A 14,268-nucleotide genomic window follows, 5' to 3' on the forward strand; every position below is an offset into this window, starting at 1 on the left:
GCCCCCTTGCACCCCGGCACCCACTTCGCCTTCGGCGACCACGAGGAACACGGCTTCGTCGCCTCCTTCACCGCGTCTATGCCCGCGCACCTCGCCCACTGGTACCTGGAGCGCGAGCAGTTCGAGCCCGTTCCCGGAGAACCCGGCCTGTACCGGCTCAGCGAGCCCGAGCGCGACGGAGTCCGCCGCACCCGCCAAGCCGTCCACGACCTGCGCCGCCAGGGCTACACCGTGCAGGCCGACATCCGGCTTGACCCGTCCCTCTCGGCCGGACCGGCACACCCCGCCCGGCCCCACGGACTCGAGGAGCGCCGCAGCCGTCTCGCCCAGGCCGCTGCCGGCCGGACGACGCAGCGCACTACACCGCCCACCACCTCCCCGCCAGCGGCCCGGTCGATCCCGCCGAAGCCCACCTACGCTCCGACCGTCCACCTGACGGCCGCGACCGGCGGGCGGTCCCGATGACTCCCGCGAGCAGTCCGGCCCCCGACGGCCCCTTGCCGACCGCTCCCGAACTGGCCAACGCGGCACGCGACTTCCGTTTGCGGCTGGCGGTCATCGACCGCAAGACCGAGGCCGCGCTCGATAGGACACGCGACCGCTACGGTCGTACCGTTAACGCGGGCGCCGCGGCTGCCGCACGAGCCCACCGCGACAAGGCCGCGGTGGAGGCGTACGCCGCCCACCTTGCCCCGCACGCCGAGGCTCTCCTCGATGCCGCCCGCCTGGTGCTCGATGAGCTTCCACCCGCTCGGCACCTGGCCGGGTGGCGGGCCGTCCTGGACGGCCTGGCCGTTTCGGCCGCCGAGATCCCCCGGGCGCTCGACCGGCCAGCCGCCCCCGGTCCCCCGGCCGCGCGCGCTCAGCACGCGGCCCTGTGGCCGCACCTGGCCGCCTGGGCGGACCACGGCTCCATCGCCAGCAACCTCGCCGACCAGCAGGGCGGCCAGCACCACAAAGCTCCGCTGACCGACGAGGAACAGCAAATGTGGACCAAGAAGGCCCAGGCCGCGCAAAGGCGCGGCGAGCTGGAGCTGACCGAGTCGTGGTACGCCGCCGACGGGCAGCCGATCACCCTCGCCTATTTGGTCGAGGATGACGACTCGACGGTGGTCGCGCTGCGCGGCGACCCGGACGCACCGGGCTGGCAGGTTGTCGGGCACTACACCCACGAGTACGGGGCGGGCAAGGTGCTGCCCGCTCCGGTTCCGCCCGGCGTGCTGCGCGCGGACGTCTCCCGGTTCAACCGCTCGACACCGGTCCCGGAGGTGTCCCTGCAGGACCTCATCCGCGATGTCGTCGAAGGCCACAGTGCCGGTGACGCCTCCAATGCGCTTCTCAGCGCTGTCCAGCGCGGCTATGACGCGGCCCGATGGTCCGCCTGCAGGAACTCCTGGAGACCAGCGGCCAGTTCGCCAGCGCCCTGGAGACCGTGCAGTGCCGCCAGATCGCCGCCCGCCTGGCAGCGCTGAGCCGGCAGATCGAGTTCCTCACCCGCGAAGTCGGAGAGGCGGCCGAGGACCTCGGCGCGACCGTCGCCGTCCTACCCCCGCACCGCATCCCCGTGCTGCGCACCCGTCCGCGCCCCGCCGTGGACACCACACCGCCCACGCCGCCACCCCGCGCCAGCACCACCGCCCGACACCGCTAAGCCCCATGTCCCCCTGGTCTTGACGAACACGAGCCCATGGAGCAGTACGCGATCAACCTTGCCCTCGCAAAATACGAGCACGATCGTGAGCTGTCTTGAGCGCCCACGGCCTAGGGGCGGCCATGCCAGCCGCCCCGGAGCAGCGGCTACTGCTGACGCTTACTCACGTGTGACACGGCGGTCATGCCGGCGCCGTAGGTGAAGGCAAGGACGGCCCCGCCAGAAGCGACGGCGGTGAGGGCAGGCTGCCCCAGAACAGCGGAGCCGATCCCCGCAACCAGCCCAGCGATGACGGATACCAAAGCAACGACGACAACGTGATACACGCGGTGGTCACAGGTAGAAGTGGTGGCAGACAAGTAGGGCCCTCCCAAACTCCGTCGGAGCGCCGTCACCTGAATCAGGGCAGGGTGCATCCTGCGCTGGATTCACGTCACAGCGTCGCCGCCCAGCGGGCGTCGCGATAGGGAAGCGCCGGCCAGGCGCGCCTATCGCTCCTCGGATGGAGCGCCGTAGCGGTTGGCCATCATCACCGATGCACCATGCCTTTCAAGGATCTCGTCGACCACGTCCATAGTAGCCAACCCCACTGACACACAGACAAGTTGGTGACCGCTTCGGGGGAGCCCAAGCGCCGATCTGCAGCGACTCCCACTTACCTGGTCTTCACGCGCGAAGCCTCGTTGCAGGCACACCTCTCCTGGTGGCCGTGCTCCTGGCCAAGCGTCCCGCCCGCCGCACCGCCCTCGCCGGACACCTCGCAAAGCAGCCGCTCGCCGCCCCGGCGCTCCCTGGCACCGGCGCGGCCTTCGCTCTCACCGTCCTTCTCGCCGCGCGCCGACGTCTGGGCCCCGCGGGCAGTCGCGGTGCGGCTGGCGCCGGTGCCTGCTCCGTGGCCGGCATAAGACGCCCTGATCAGGGCGCAACCCCCACCTTGCAACCCCTTTGAGGAGATCGAATTATGGCTGTTCGTACGCACTGGACCGTGGAGCACGCCTGCTCCCACCGCGTGGATCATGACCTGTCCAATCGCCCTGCCGACAAGCGGGCAGGCTTCGCCCGCTGGCTCGCGTCGAAGGACTGCACCGACTGCTGGAAGGCGGCGCGCGACGCCGACACCGGGTCCAAGGAGGAGTGGCTCGCGGCCAAGCGGGCCGAGGAGCAGGAGGCAGCCCTCGCGTGGGCGAAGCAGTTCGACATGCCGCAGTTGGAGGGCCCGGCCAAGGCCCTGGACTGGGGCGAACGCTCCCGCCACCAGCTGATGACATCCGCGCACACCGCGCTCGTCATCGAGGGCACGTGGGACGAGGCGGACTGGGCGGAGCTGGAGGAGAAGGCCCGCGCCATCACCCGTGCCGGATGGTGGATCGACCAGCGCGACGCCGAAGGCACTGACCTGCTCGAACTCCTCGACGCAGCCAGTGAGGCGGACCGCGGGACGGAGAACCCGTTCCACTGACGGCTGGGCAACATAGCCGGATAACGCCGGTTAGCCAAACCGGCGTTCCTCCGGACTATTGATGCTCCCACCCCGCCAGCATCTGCGTGGAAGGAACTCATGTCCCAGCTTCCGCCCACCTCGGCGTTCGCACCGACGCCCGACCCGCTCACCCCCGATCGAGACATCACCCACGCCCACTTCCAGGCCGGTGACACTGTCGTCGTCCTGAAGGGGATGGCCGGCGGAGAACTGTGGGGCGATGCGATGCGCGTCGTGGCCACGTCCTGGCACACCCCGACCGACGAGGACGGCTGGCGGCTGCGTGATGCGACCGGCGGCGCCCAGTCCTACGTCACCGCCCACCCCCGCTACCTCGTGCACCTCTCGCGCCGCTGCCCGGACTGCCTGATCTACCTGCGCGCCATGGAGGATGCCCTCTTTACGCGGTTCGCCGACCGCGACGAGCTGATCGACTGCGGCTGGTACACCACCACCGCCCTGGGCCAGCTCGTGCACATCGCGGACATCCGGAGTGGCCGATGACTTCCCCCACGCACCGTCCCGGCCGTTCCGCCGCGCTCGACAGAGCCAGGGCCCGAGCCACCGCATCTCCGGTCGATTCTTCTTGGCCGCTTCACCTGGCCGAAGACCTCCGCGACATCGAGGCCGACTGGAGAACTTCGGCCGAGGTGTGCGCGGATGCTGCCTGGGCGGCACGGTCGGCCGGCCACAGCGTCCTGGCCCTGCTGTCCCCGCAGGACGTCACCGCAATGGGCCTTGACCCGATCACCGCCCGCACCTTGGCTCATCTGTACCTGAGCGCCCTGCGGTTCGACTTCCACTGCCCCACCCTCCAACGCCTCGTCGAACAACTCGCGGAAACCGCGCGTCAGCGGCTGGACTGCTACACCCGGGCCTTGTACGCCTTCGCGCTGCTGGGCCAGTCCCGCCCGGAGGGCCTGGCGGTCATGGACGAGGTCCTCGCGGAGGCCGGGCAGCACACCAAGACCCTGCACGTCCTGCTGCACGGGCTGTGGCTCGGCCAGGACCTGGACCAGGGCGCGGAGCGTCTCCTGGCCCTCAGCTCCCGACCGGCCCTCGCCACCGGCAGCGACCCGATCGTCCTCTTCCGCGTGGCGAGTGCCCTGCGCCGGCTGGGCCGGTACGACGAAGGGCTGGGTGCCATCGACCGGGCGATCGACTGTCTCCCGCCGGGCGACACCTCGGTCCACGCCGACCTGGTCCGCGAGCGCTCCCTGCTCTGCGCAGCCCGCGACCTTCATCAGCACCGGCCGACCGCCCGCACGTCGAGCGGGGTGCCGTCATGATCCCCCGCCTGCACGCGCGGACCCACTCGCCGCGCGACCCGCTCGCCGAGGCACTCGGGCGGCCCCTTTCCCCGAACGAGGGCCTGACGGAGTACACCATCGTCGCCCACTGGCCGGGCCTGGACTACTACACCCCCAACGACGAGCAGAGAACCTGGACATCCGTTCAGTGGGCCGAGCACCTCGAAGATCCCTACCTGGAGCATCCGTTCACTGCCACTGCGGACGACGACCGGCGGGCGATCCTCCATCTCGACATCCGCCTCCACCCGGACGACCGGGAGCTGACCGGTCCCGAGTGGGCCGAAACCGCTCACCGGTTCGCGCGAGCCGCCGGTATCGAGATACCCGGCGCCGCGGAGCACGGCTGGCGGTGGATCGCCGTCCAGGCACAGCCCGGACGCCTGGACCTGATCGCCAACCTGATCCACCTCGACGGTACGTGGCGCACCCCGCCCGCAGACATCCTGCGGCGCCTTGCGGACGAGGCACGCCGCATCGAACAGGATCTCAACTTGATCCCCGCCCGCAACGGACCCGCGGCACGCCCCGCTGTCCGTACGGCGCCCACCGCATCCGCGCAGCTCGCGAGCGTCCTTACGCAGCTCGCCGACGAGCAGGCCGGCCCGCTGGCCACGGTCCGCGGACTGATCGAGCACACCGCTCACCGCATCGCCCGCCAGCCCGGAGCCGCCGGCACCGAAGCGGCTCACGGTCTGGAGCTGATCGCCCGCCGGCTCCACGCGATCCAGCAGGACCTGGACACCACCGCGGACCACCTGGTCCGCCGGTCCCGGATCGCCGCTGCACCGCCCGTAGCCCGGCACACCGCTCACAGATCTCCGTAGGAGCAACGCCTTCTTGCCCCATACCGACCGCTTCCTGGACATCCGCCGTGACTCGCACTCCAGCGAACTCCTCGCACGCGGCGGTGACTTGGAGGGGCACACAGCATTCTCCAGCGCACGGGATTCATCGCGGTCGTCCGCCTCCACGAGACCTACCACCGCGCACCCGCCGGCCTCACCGAGGACGACGAGTCCCGTCTCGCCACCGATGCCGTAGCGCGCCTGCGGGCTGCCGGGTACCACGTCGACTGCGACGAACCGTTCGACGCCGACGCCCGCCCCGCGCGCTATCCCACGCTCGGTACCTCGGTCTCCCACCTCGCCGAACGCCTGCGCGAAGCCACCGACACCGCCGAGGCAGCCGACATCCTCACCGAACTCACCGCGCCCCACGACGGCATCCTCGCCGGGTTCGAGGAAACCCTCGGCGCCCTGGCGGAGTTCTTCGACGGACTCGGCAACGCGACCGATCCGCACACCGCCCGGCGCCTGCGCTACCTCGTCGATGAATACGTCCGCGTCATCCACTCCGACCTCGCGTACACCCGCGAACGGCTCGCCGACCGGCACGCCCCTCACCCCGGCCGCCGCGCCTGCGCCGAGCAAGTTCCCGACCACGAGCCCGAACGCTCCGCCGTGTGCGCCTGCCCACCCCCGCCGCGTGCACTGCCGGCCCCGGCACCGCCGCCCGTCGGTGCCACCCGCCTGCGCCGCTGAGCCCCTGCAACTGCCCAAGGACACCATGCACGACCACGACACCTCCGAGCACCTCGCCTCGTACGCCGACGTCCTCGCCGGTGAACTCCCCGATACCTGGACCAGCACGCACCTGACAGCCGACGCCAAAGACGACCTCGCCGAAATCGCCGACCGGATCTGGGACCTGGACCTGGTCGCCGCCTCCCTCGCCGAGCACCCGCTGACGCAGGCAGCCGTCCTGAGCCGCCCCGACGGCGCCCAGCTCGTCCTCCTGGACCGGCCCGACGGACGCGACGGCTTCCTTCTCGCCGCCGTCGCCCCGCGCGCCCTGCCCGACGAGGCGTACCGGGCTGTCCCTGAGCCCAACGGCGTCGCCCTGGCAGACGACCCGTTCCTGAGTGCCGAGCAGGTCGCTGGCGATCTGCTCGCCCGCTACGACCGTGCGCTCGCACAGGTCCGGCACAACGCCCTGGGTGGCATCCAGCCCTCCCAGCCGGACCGGATCGTCCTGACCTGGCAGCCGGACGGCAGCGTCGCCACCGCCCCCGCCGACGACCGGGCCGGCACGATCCTCGTCGCCCACGGCTTTATCCAGAACCCGCAGAGCGGCATCTACCGCCTGGGTGGTGACGACACCCAGGTCCAGGCCCGCGCCCTGCGCGAGATCGGCCCGCGCCTCGACGCGCTCGGCATCGGTACCGCCCTCCAGCACCCCCCTGGACGGACCGCGCCTACCTCGGCCCCGGCATCCATGCCGCCGACCCCGTCCGGCACCCGTACGTCCGCCAGGACTCGATGAACCAGGCGGAGGCCGACCTGGGCATCCCCTCCCTGCTCCTGACCGGTCATGACGTCAAGTGCACGCCCGGCGTCTTCGACGAAGCCACCTACCGGCGGGCCATGCACGGCCTCCGCACCAGAGCGGCCCGTCCCGCAGCGCAGCAACCGGCACCGGACGGCTCCCCGTCGCACTCCGCACCGGCCCGCCGTACCCCGTAAGACGCCCGAGCGGCCCCGGCACCACGCCGGGGCCGCCCAGCACACCGCCCGACTCCCGGAGAAACCCGTAGCACCCCGCACACCCCCACCGATCAGCAACCGGCTCAAGCCCCGGCTCGCCACAGCCCTGTTCCGCCGCTATCTGCGCGCTTGCATACCGACCGGTCCCGACCACACCTCCCCGCTGACCGGCGCCCGCCCAGAGGGCGTCCTCACCGAGTCACAGCGCGTCGGGCAGCGCCACCACCACTGACCGTTCACCGCCCCGGAGGAGCATGTCCCACCCCGCCCCCTATCCGGTGAGACTGGCCGACGAGATCACCCGCCAGCTCGGCCAGCTCGCCGACCACCTCTCGCAGCTTCCCCCGCCCCAGGCCGCGCAGGTCATCGCCCGCGTTCTCGACCCGGACGCCGGAGTCCTCGGCGGCGTCACTCACCTCGTCGCCACCGGAAGCGTGTTCGCCAAGGACCAGGCAGAGCGCGGCGCGCTCCCCGCGGAGGTGTGGCTCGCTCTGGGCCGTGCCTCGAACGAAATGCACGACATCACCCTCGACCTGGACGAACACAAGGACGCCCTGGCGCACGTCAGCACCCAGCCCGCCACCACCGAGGCGAAGCGCCCAGTGCCCGCACCGCTCGTGGTCCGGCGGCGCCGGTGAAGAAGAAGCAGTGGCAGGGCTGGGGGCCCGGCGAGCAGGCCGAGCAGCACTACCTCGTCCAGCCCCGTGCTCTGGCAGGCGGCGGCGACGTCCGGCACGTCTCGGAGTTCCTGCGTGCCTCGGGCTGGCGGGACAAGTCCAAGACCGGCGGCCCCTTGTTCATGGAGAGCCCGGACCGGACCGTCCGCGTCGCCTACGACCCTTACGTCCTTCCCGGCGGCTGGACCATCCACGGCCGGGCAGACGGGGCCAGCGGCGAGTGGTCGGCGCATCTGGGCCGTCAGGCCCCGGTGGAGATCGTCGCCGGCCTGACCGACGCCCTCACCCGTCCCCGCTCCGCACACGCCCCCAACGTCTGGGCTCCGCTGCAGGAGCAGAACTGGCACACGCGTTTCGAGGGCGAGCACTACGTGGCGACCAGCCCCGATGGCACCGCCTGGATGCAGTACCGCCAGAACCCCGACGGCACGGCGATGTGGTGGACCGGAGCGCAGGACAAACAGGGCAACGGCTGGACGGCCCACTTCACGCCGAACACCCCGATGTACCTCGTGCAAGCCTTCTCCACCGAACTCGCCAGCCCCGACCCCGTGATGCGCCCGCGCGGACGCGTCCCGCACAGCGCGCAGATCCGCACCTGGTCGGTATCCGTCAAGCCCTCCCAACTCAGCGCCTGGCAACAGGCCCGCATCACGGCCGCCCGAGCCGCCACCTGGGCCCGCAACAGCGCCCGAAGCACCAGACCGCGCACCACCGCCCGCGCCCACGCTGCCGGCGACAGCACACGAACCCGCCGCTGACCACGACACCCACCACCCCGAGGAGACCGATGCCCGCACTCACCCCGGACACCATCCGCGCCGCGACCGACACCCTGTGCCGCCTCACCGAATACCTGCGCGAGAACCCCGACCCCAAGGAGGCGCTCGCTCTCGTCGAGCCCCTCCTCGACGAATACACCGGCCTGCCCATCCAGCTCGGCGACACCCTGCGCGCCCTCGCCCGCGCCGTACAGAGCCACCCGAACACACCGCGCAGCGAGAAGATCAGTGATCTGGTCACCGAGCTGCGTGCCGCGGCGTGGGTGCAGACCGACCAGTACATGCTCCACTACGTCCTGGACGAGCTGCGCAAGGAGATCGGCAGCGCCGCCGCGAGTGAGCCGGGGTGCGGTCGGTGCCGCTGAGCGAACGGCAGCTCGCCGGGTTCGCCGACAAGCACGCCTGGCGGATCCCCTTCGACACCAGCCCCCGCCATCTCGCCGGCCCCGGGGATGCCCGCCACGTCACCCACGGCTTGGCCACCGCCGGATGGAGCGCCGTCTCCGACCCTTTGAGTGCCGAGATCGTCCTGCGCAGTCCCGACCTTCGCCACAGCCTCCAGTTCGACCCGCAGTCCGCCACCTCTGCATGGTGGCGGCTGCGGGCCGAGCCCATCGACACCGAGCCCGGCTGGTACGCCGAGTTCGGTGAACTCGTGCCCGCCGAGGTCCTCGCCGGCTTCACCGATGCCCTCATCGCCCCGTCGCCACAACAGCCAGACCCGTGGCAGCCGGTGACCTCGGCGGGCTGGCACCGCGACTCGGACGGTACGGCGCGCTCGCCGGACTCCATGTGCCACATCGAACTGCGCCCGTTGAGCGAATTCAGTGGCCGGTCGTCCTGGCACGTTGAGACCTGCGAGCCCGGCGACGGGCAGTTCCCCGGCCCGCGCATCTGGCACGCCTACTTCGACGAGGACGTCCCCGCCCACCAGGTCGGATCGTTCCTCACCGCGCTGGCCGACCGCAGCCCGCTCCAGCGCGGCATGTACGACCGCACCGGCCACTACAGCGCCGTGCAGGAGCCCAGCCCGCTGCGCCCGCAGCAGGTGGTCGACGCCCACACCGCCCGTATCGAGTCGCTCCGTGCCCGGGCACGCTCCGCCCGCAGGCAGCAGACGAAACCCGCACCGACCCCGGCAAAGGCCCACACCGCCCAGCCGGCCGCCCGCCGCTGAACCGACAGGACCCCTTTCCCATTTCCGCCGATCACCGCGCCCACCGCGCCCTCCTCCGTCACCTCGACCATTACGTGAGCGACAGCAAGAAGATCCTCGACGCCTGGGACGCCTACTCCGACGAACACACCGACCTCGACGGCTGGCCCTACGACGACCACGCCTACGGAAGGCGCGCGAGCCAGCGCGACGCCGACACCGCCGAGGCGTTCGAGCCGCTCCGGTACGGCGCCCGTCACCTGCTGGCCACGGCCGAAACGCAACTGGCCCACCTGCCTGAGACCAATGTGCAGAGCCGCTGGGTCTACCAGCTGGGCGTCCTGCGCGACGCACTCGACCGACTCGACGAACTGCACAAGCAATGGCTGGTCACCCGCGACGCCCTCCCCGCCACCGCCAAGCCCGGCACCCCGGACTTCGACGACGCACTCGCCGCACATTACGCCGAATCGTGGAGCTACCTCGACGACTGGGCCACCCACGGCAAGGCGCTCCGCGAGATCAACACGGCCGCCCGTAAAGCCCCTTCACCCCTGGCCCCCCACACCGACACCGGCCCCGGCCACCGCGCCAGACCGGCGAGCTACGGCACGGAAGTGAGCACGCCCGCCTGATACCCCGCGTCCTGCTCTCCAGCCCGGACCAGGAGACCCTCCTGCGCCTGGAACCCGATCCCGACGGACAGTGGTGGACCCTCAACCATGCAGCGGAGCCGGACCGGCCCGCCTGGTACGCGAGTTTCGGCGCCCGCACCCCGGTCGACGAACGCGTCCACGCCCCCACGACGCGCCGCACCGTCCCGTCGAGCACTCCAGGCCCGCCGCGCCAGCCGCCGGCCAGGAACAGCCGCAGCCGCTGAATGCCCCGCCCCCGCCCGGAAGGCACGTAACTCTTTGCCACCCACCTCCTCCAACGGTTCCACCGACGGGTACGACCTCATCCTGCGCCTCCTGATCGGCGTCGCAGCCGTCGTCGTCCCCCTGTCCCACCTCGCCTGGCTGTCCGGCAACATCACCGCCTACCTCACCGGTGGCGGCTGGGCGCCGTACCAGCCGACCACCGCCCTGCTCCACCCCGAGCGTCTCTGGCCCTACATGGGAGAGACGTCCCTGCTGATCGGGGCACGCGTCGTGCCCGTTCTCCTGCTCCTGGCCCTCGGGGCAGCGGCGGGTGTTTTGTGGGCGCGGCACAAGAACCGCAGCGGCGGCCGGAAGAAGAAGATCACCGGCATGGCCAAGGCCCGGGACATCGAACCGCTGATGGCCAAGGCGATCACCGACAAGGCCCGCTCCCTGCGCCCGAGCCTGAAGGACGCCAAGCACATCGAGGCCCGGGACACCGGCATCCTCCTCGGCAACCTGCAGGGCACCAAGCACGACGTCCGCATGGGCTACGAGGACGTGGCCGTCGCCATCATGGCGCCCCGCTCGGGCAAGACCACCTCGCTCGCGATCCCCTCCATCCTCGCCGCGCCCGGCCCGGTCCTGCTGACCTCGAACAAGGCCGCCGGCGATGCGTTCACCGCCACCTACGACGCCCGCGCCGCGGTGGGACGGGTGTGGTCGATGGACCCGCAGCAGATCGCGCACGCCGCCCGCGAGATGTGGTGGAACCCCTTGGCGGACGCCAAAACCCTCGACGGCGCCGGGCGGCTGGCCGGCCACTTCCTCGCCGCCTCCGTGGACGCCAGCCAGCAGGGCGACTTCTGGTCCAAGGCCGGATCCAACATCCTCGCCCAGCTCTTCCTCGCCACGGCCCTGGACGAGCGGCCGATCACCGACGTCATGCAGTGGCTCGCCTTCCCCGCCGACCGCACCCCGCTCGACATCCTCCGCGACCACGGATTCACCGCCGTCGCCGCCCAGCTCAAGGGCACCGTGGAAGGACCGCCGGAAACCCGGGACGGCATCTACGAGACCGCCCGCCAGTACGCCGCCGCGCTGCTCAACAGCGAGATCGCCGCCTGGGTCACCCCGCAGAAGAACGTCCCCGAGTTCAGGCCGTCCGAGTTCGTCACCTCCACCGACACCCTCTTCCTGCTCAGCAAGGACGGCGGAGGCGGAGCATCGGCGCTGATCGCCGCGTGCGCCGACTCGGTGATGCGGGCCGCTACCGCCCAGGCCGAACGCGCCGGCGGACGCCTCGACCCGCCCATGCTCGCCATCCTCGACGAGGCCGCCAACGTGTGCAAGATCTCCGATCTCCCGGATCTGTACTCGCACCTCGGGTCGCGCGGCATCATCCCGATCACGATCTTGCAGTCCTACCGCCAGGGCCAGAAGGTCTGGGGGGACGCCGGCATGGACGCCATGTGGTCCGCCTCTACCGTCAAGGTCATCGGCTCCGGTATCGACGACCCAGACTTCGCGGACAAGCTGTCCCGCCTGATCGGCGACCACGACGTCGAGACCACCTCGACCTCGCACTCCGAGTCCGGCAAGTCGACCTCGGTGTCGATGCGACAGCAGCGGATCCTTCCCGCCGACGAGATCCGCGCCCTGCCCAAGGGCACGGCCCTCTGCTTCGCCACCGGTCTGCGCGCCGCCATGCTCGACCTGCGCCCGTGGTACCAGGAGCCCGGCGCGGCAGAACTGTCCGCGGCGTCCGACCGCGCGTCAAAGGCAATCACCGCCCGGGCCATCGCCAAGCACGCACCGATCCAGTCCGACTTCGGGCCCGCCGCGTGAGCGAATCGCGCCTGCACCTGGTGCCCGTCCGCTCCCGCGACGCCAAGGAGTTCGTCCGCCTCTGGCACCGGCACACCCGCCGCCCGCCGGACAGATTTTCTCCCTCGGTGCCGCCGACGAGGCCGGCATCCTGCGCGCCGTGGCCGTGGTCGGCCGTCCCGTCGCCCGCCACCTGGACGACGGCACCACACTCGAAGTCACCCGAACCGCCAGTGACGGCACACGCAACGCCAACTCCCTGCTCTACGGCGCCGCCTGGAGAGCGGCCAAAGCGCTCGGATACCGGCGACTGATCACCTACACGCAGGCAGGGGAGAGCGGAGCCTCGCTGCGCGGCGCCGGGTGGCGCATCCTGGCCCACCGTCCTCCAAGGCAGGGCTGGCACACGCAGTCCCGGCCACGGACGGACCGCGGAACCTCGCAGATCGCTCGCACACTGTGGCAAGCGCCCTGACAGCACACGCTCATCGACATCTAGGGATCCCACGATCCCGACGACATGACGTCCGCCAGCAGCGCTGGACGCGGTCATCGCCGCGGCCGTCCCGCTCAGCAGGCGCGGTACCACGTGCAGGCTCGCCAGGCCCGCCTCAGCAACCGCCAGATCCTCTTTCCCCAATCCCCTGGACCACCGTGTCTCTTTTGGACATCCCCGATGTGTTCATCGGGTCCACCGACGACGGGCACACCTTCGTCGTCATCAACCGCCGCATCCGCGATGCCGACCGGCTGCTGACCGAGGCCGGGTTCCTCGCCCGCGAGCACCTCGGCCGCACGCTCTACCTGCTCCCCCCGGGCACTGCCCAGGACGTGCACGAGCGCGCCGGGATCGCGATGTACGGGCTCCTGGCCCACACCCACGACCTGATCGATCTCTGCTGGACGACCCGCTGGAGCCCCGGCAGTCCCGTCGCCGATCCGGAGATTCGTTTCCACTTCTGTGACGGCACCGTGGCGGTGACGGCCAGGACCGCCGCCGCCCGTTCCCTCTTGGAACGGCACGGCTTCACCCCGAACGGCTCTTCCTATCGGCCGCCGGACGGGCTAGACGAGCGCCGCCTGCTCGGCGCCGTGACAGCTGCCGAAACCCACGCCTACACCCACGGTCTCAGAGTCCGCGTCGACCTCGGCATCCCCACGCCGGCCGACATCCCTCCCGCTCCCCGCCGCCCGTCAGCTGCCGCCCCCGGCTCACCGACCACGCCTTCGACCCGCCCTCACACCCGTTGACCCCCACGCGGGTGGGGTCGGGGTGTGAACGATCGTCGAGCCGCGGTCAAGGGCGCGCGGCGGTGCACACCTTCGCACTCCAGCCGTTGACCGCTTTCCCTCTTGGAGTCTTGCCACGTCATCCGACACCCCGAGCGCGCATGACCTCGCCTGCGCGCTTGCCGACCAGATACGTCCCGGCGCCGCTCCCCGAGATGTGACCGTCAGTTTCAGCGTCCGCCGACAGGCGGGAGCCAAGTACGATCACGGCTCCTGCGGCGGCCCCGTGACGGTCTTCGCCCAAGCACTGCACGCCCAGCTCTACGGCCTTCCCACGGACGACGATCCGCTGCCCACCGCCCTGGACGCGCTGCTGCAGGCCACTCACACCGCGACCGCCCCCGAGCAGCAGACCGCCATCCTGCAACAGCTCGCCGAGCAGCTGCGCAACGCCACCGAGATCATCCAGCGCTACCAGTACCAGGCCCAATGGGACCGGCTTCCCGACAGCGTCGCCGAGCAGCTCCGGGACGCCCGCGACCAGGCCGAGCAGGTCACCAAGACCCTCGACGCCGTCGCCCCCGCCTTCAGCAGCCATCCCGCCGCGCCCGTGCCGCCTGCCGCGCAACCGCGCCACACCGCCAGACCACCCGCGCCCACGACTCCACCGGCCGGGCGCCGCCGCTGACCTCCGGCGACAGCCCACCCGCCGGGAAAGGCACCAACCTGGCCACCGCCGATCCCCTCCA

15 protein-coding genes and 3 pseudogenes are annotated in these 14,268 nt (G+C 71.2%); all 18 read left to right on the forward strand.

Annotated features, from left to right (window positions below):
- Nucleotides 1-6 precede the first annotated feature (6 nt).
- The 18 genes and pseudogenes from ABZ865_RS09535 (at nt 7) to ABZ865_RS09620 (ending at nt 14,207) form a co-directional block, all read left to right on the forward strand.
- Nucleotides 7-465: a hypothetical protein gene (locus ABZ865_RS09535; RefSeq protein ID WP_361226396.1), complete on the forward strand. Its 459-nt coding sequence runs from the start codon at nt 7-9 to the stop codon at nt 463-465.
- A pseudogene (locus ABZ865_RS09540) lies at nt 462-1,651 on the forward strand (hypothetical protein). Before ABZ865_RS09535 ends, ABZ865_RS09540 begins: the two are co-directional and overlap by 4 nt.
- Before the next feature lie 961 nt (nt 1,652-2,612).
- Nucleotides 2,613-3,110, forward strand: a complete 498-nt coding sequence (locus tag ABZ865_RS09545) for a hypothetical protein (RefSeq protein ID WP_208611265.1) — start codon at nt 2,613-2,615, stop codon at nt 3,108-3,110.
- 99 nt (nt 3,111-3,209) lie between these two features.
- Nucleotides 3,210-3,635: a hypothetical protein gene (locus ABZ865_RS09550; RefSeq protein ID WP_361226399.1), complete on the forward strand. Its 426-nt coding sequence runs from the start codon at nt 3,210-3,212 to the stop codon at nt 3,633-3,635.
- Nucleotides 3,632-4,420: a hypothetical protein gene (locus ABZ865_RS09555; protein ID WP_361226402.1), complete on the forward strand. Its 789-nt coding sequence runs from the start codon at nt 3,632-3,634 to the stop codon at nt 4,418-4,420. The genes ABZ865_RS09550 and ABZ865_RS09555 overlap by 4 nt, the downstream gene beginning before the upstream one ends.
- Nucleotides 4,417-5,268 (forward strand): relaxase/mobilization nuclease, encoded by an 852-nt coding sequence (locus ABZ865_RS09560; protein WP_361226405.1) that lies wholly within the window; start codon nt 4,417-4,419, stop codon nt 5,266-5,268. Before ABZ865_RS09555 ends, ABZ865_RS09560 begins: the two co-directional genes overlap by 4 nt.
- Before the next feature lie 742 nt (nt 5,269-6,010).
- The gene (locus ABZ865_RS09565) at nt 6,011-6,766 is read left to right on the forward strand and encodes a hypothetical protein (RefSeq protein ID WP_361226408.1); all 756 of its coding nucleotides are present in this window, start codon (nt 6,011-6,013) and stop codon (nt 6,764-6,766) included.
- Nucleotides 6,763-6,966 carry a hypothetical protein gene (locus tag ABZ865_RS09570; RefSeq protein WP_360965078.1) on the forward strand — a complete coding sequence of 68 codons (204 nt, stop codon included), beginning with the start codon at nt 6,763-6,765 and terminating at the stop codon, nt 6,964-6,966. Before ABZ865_RS09565 ends, ABZ865_RS09570 begins: the two co-directional genes overlap by 4 nt.
- Nucleotides 6,967-7,241: 275 nt before the next feature.
- Complete coding sequence (locus tag ABZ865_RS09575; protein WP_361226411.1) at nt 7,242-7,625, forward strand: hypothetical protein; 384 nt, start codon at nt 7,242-7,244, stop codon at nt 7,623-7,625.
- Complete coding sequence (locus ABZ865_RS09580) at nt 7,622-8,425, forward strand: DUF317 domain-containing protein (RefSeq protein ID WP_361226414.1); 804 nt, start codon at nt 7,622-7,624, stop codon at nt 8,423-8,425. Before ABZ865_RS09575 ends, ABZ865_RS09580 begins: the two co-directional genes overlap by 4 nt.
- 29 nt (nt 8,426-8,454) lie before the next feature.
- The gene (locus ABZ865_RS09585; RefSeq protein WP_361226416.1) at nt 8,455-8,811 is read left to right on the forward strand and encodes a hypothetical protein; all 357 of its coding nucleotides are present in this window, start codon (nt 8,455-8,457) and stop codon (nt 8,809-8,811) included.
- The gene (locus ABZ865_RS09590) at nt 8,802-9,623 is read left to right on the forward strand and encodes a DUF317 domain-containing protein (RefSeq protein WP_361226419.1); all 822 of its coding nucleotides are present in this window, start codon (nt 8,802-8,804) and stop codon (nt 9,621-9,623) included. The genes ABZ865_RS09585 and ABZ865_RS09590 overlap by 10 nt, the downstream gene beginning before the upstream one ends.
- Before the next feature lie 74 nt (nt 9,624-9,697).
- Nucleotides 9,698-10,237 (forward strand): hypothetical protein, encoded by a 540-nt coding sequence (locus tag ABZ865_RS09595; protein WP_361226421.1) that lies wholly within the window; start codon nt 9,698-9,700, stop codon nt 10,235-10,237.
- Nucleotides 10,234-10,383 (forward strand): annotated as a pseudogene (locus ABZ865_RS09600) (DUF317 domain-containing protein); the annotation flags it as partial. The gene ABZ865_RS09595 and the pseudogene ABZ865_RS09600, both read left to right, overlap by 4 nt.
- Before the next feature lie 133 nt (nt 10,384-10,516).
- A complete protein-coding gene (locus tag ABZ865_RS09605; RefSeq protein WP_361226424.1) occupies nt 10,517-12,310 on the forward strand; it encodes a TraM recognition domain-containing protein in 1,794 nt (597 codons plus the stop codon).
- Nucleotides 12,307-12,764: pseudogene (locus ABZ865_RS09610) on the forward strand (XF1762 family protein). Before ABZ865_RS09605 ends, ABZ865_RS09610 begins: the two are co-directional and overlap by 4 nt.
- Before the next feature lie 179 nt (nt 12,765-12,943).
- Entirely contained in the window at nt 12,944-13,540 is a 597-nt protein-coding gene (locus ABZ865_RS09615) for a hypothetical protein (RefSeq protein ID WP_361226427.1), read from the forward strand.
- 265 nt (nt 13,541-13,805) lie between these two features.
- Nucleotides 13,806-14,207, forward strand: coding sequence for a hypothetical protein (locus ABZ865_RS09620; RefSeq protein ID WP_361226430.1), 402 nt, complete (start codon nt 13,806-13,808; stop codon nt 14,205-14,207).
- Nucleotides 14,208-14,268: the final 61 nt, after the last annotated feature.

Origin of the sequence: Streptomyces sp. NPDC047085 (assembly GCF_040643735.1) — a bacterium.
Classification (GTDB): Bacteria; Actinomycetota; Actinomycetes; order Streptomycetales; family Streptomycetaceae; genus Streptomyces.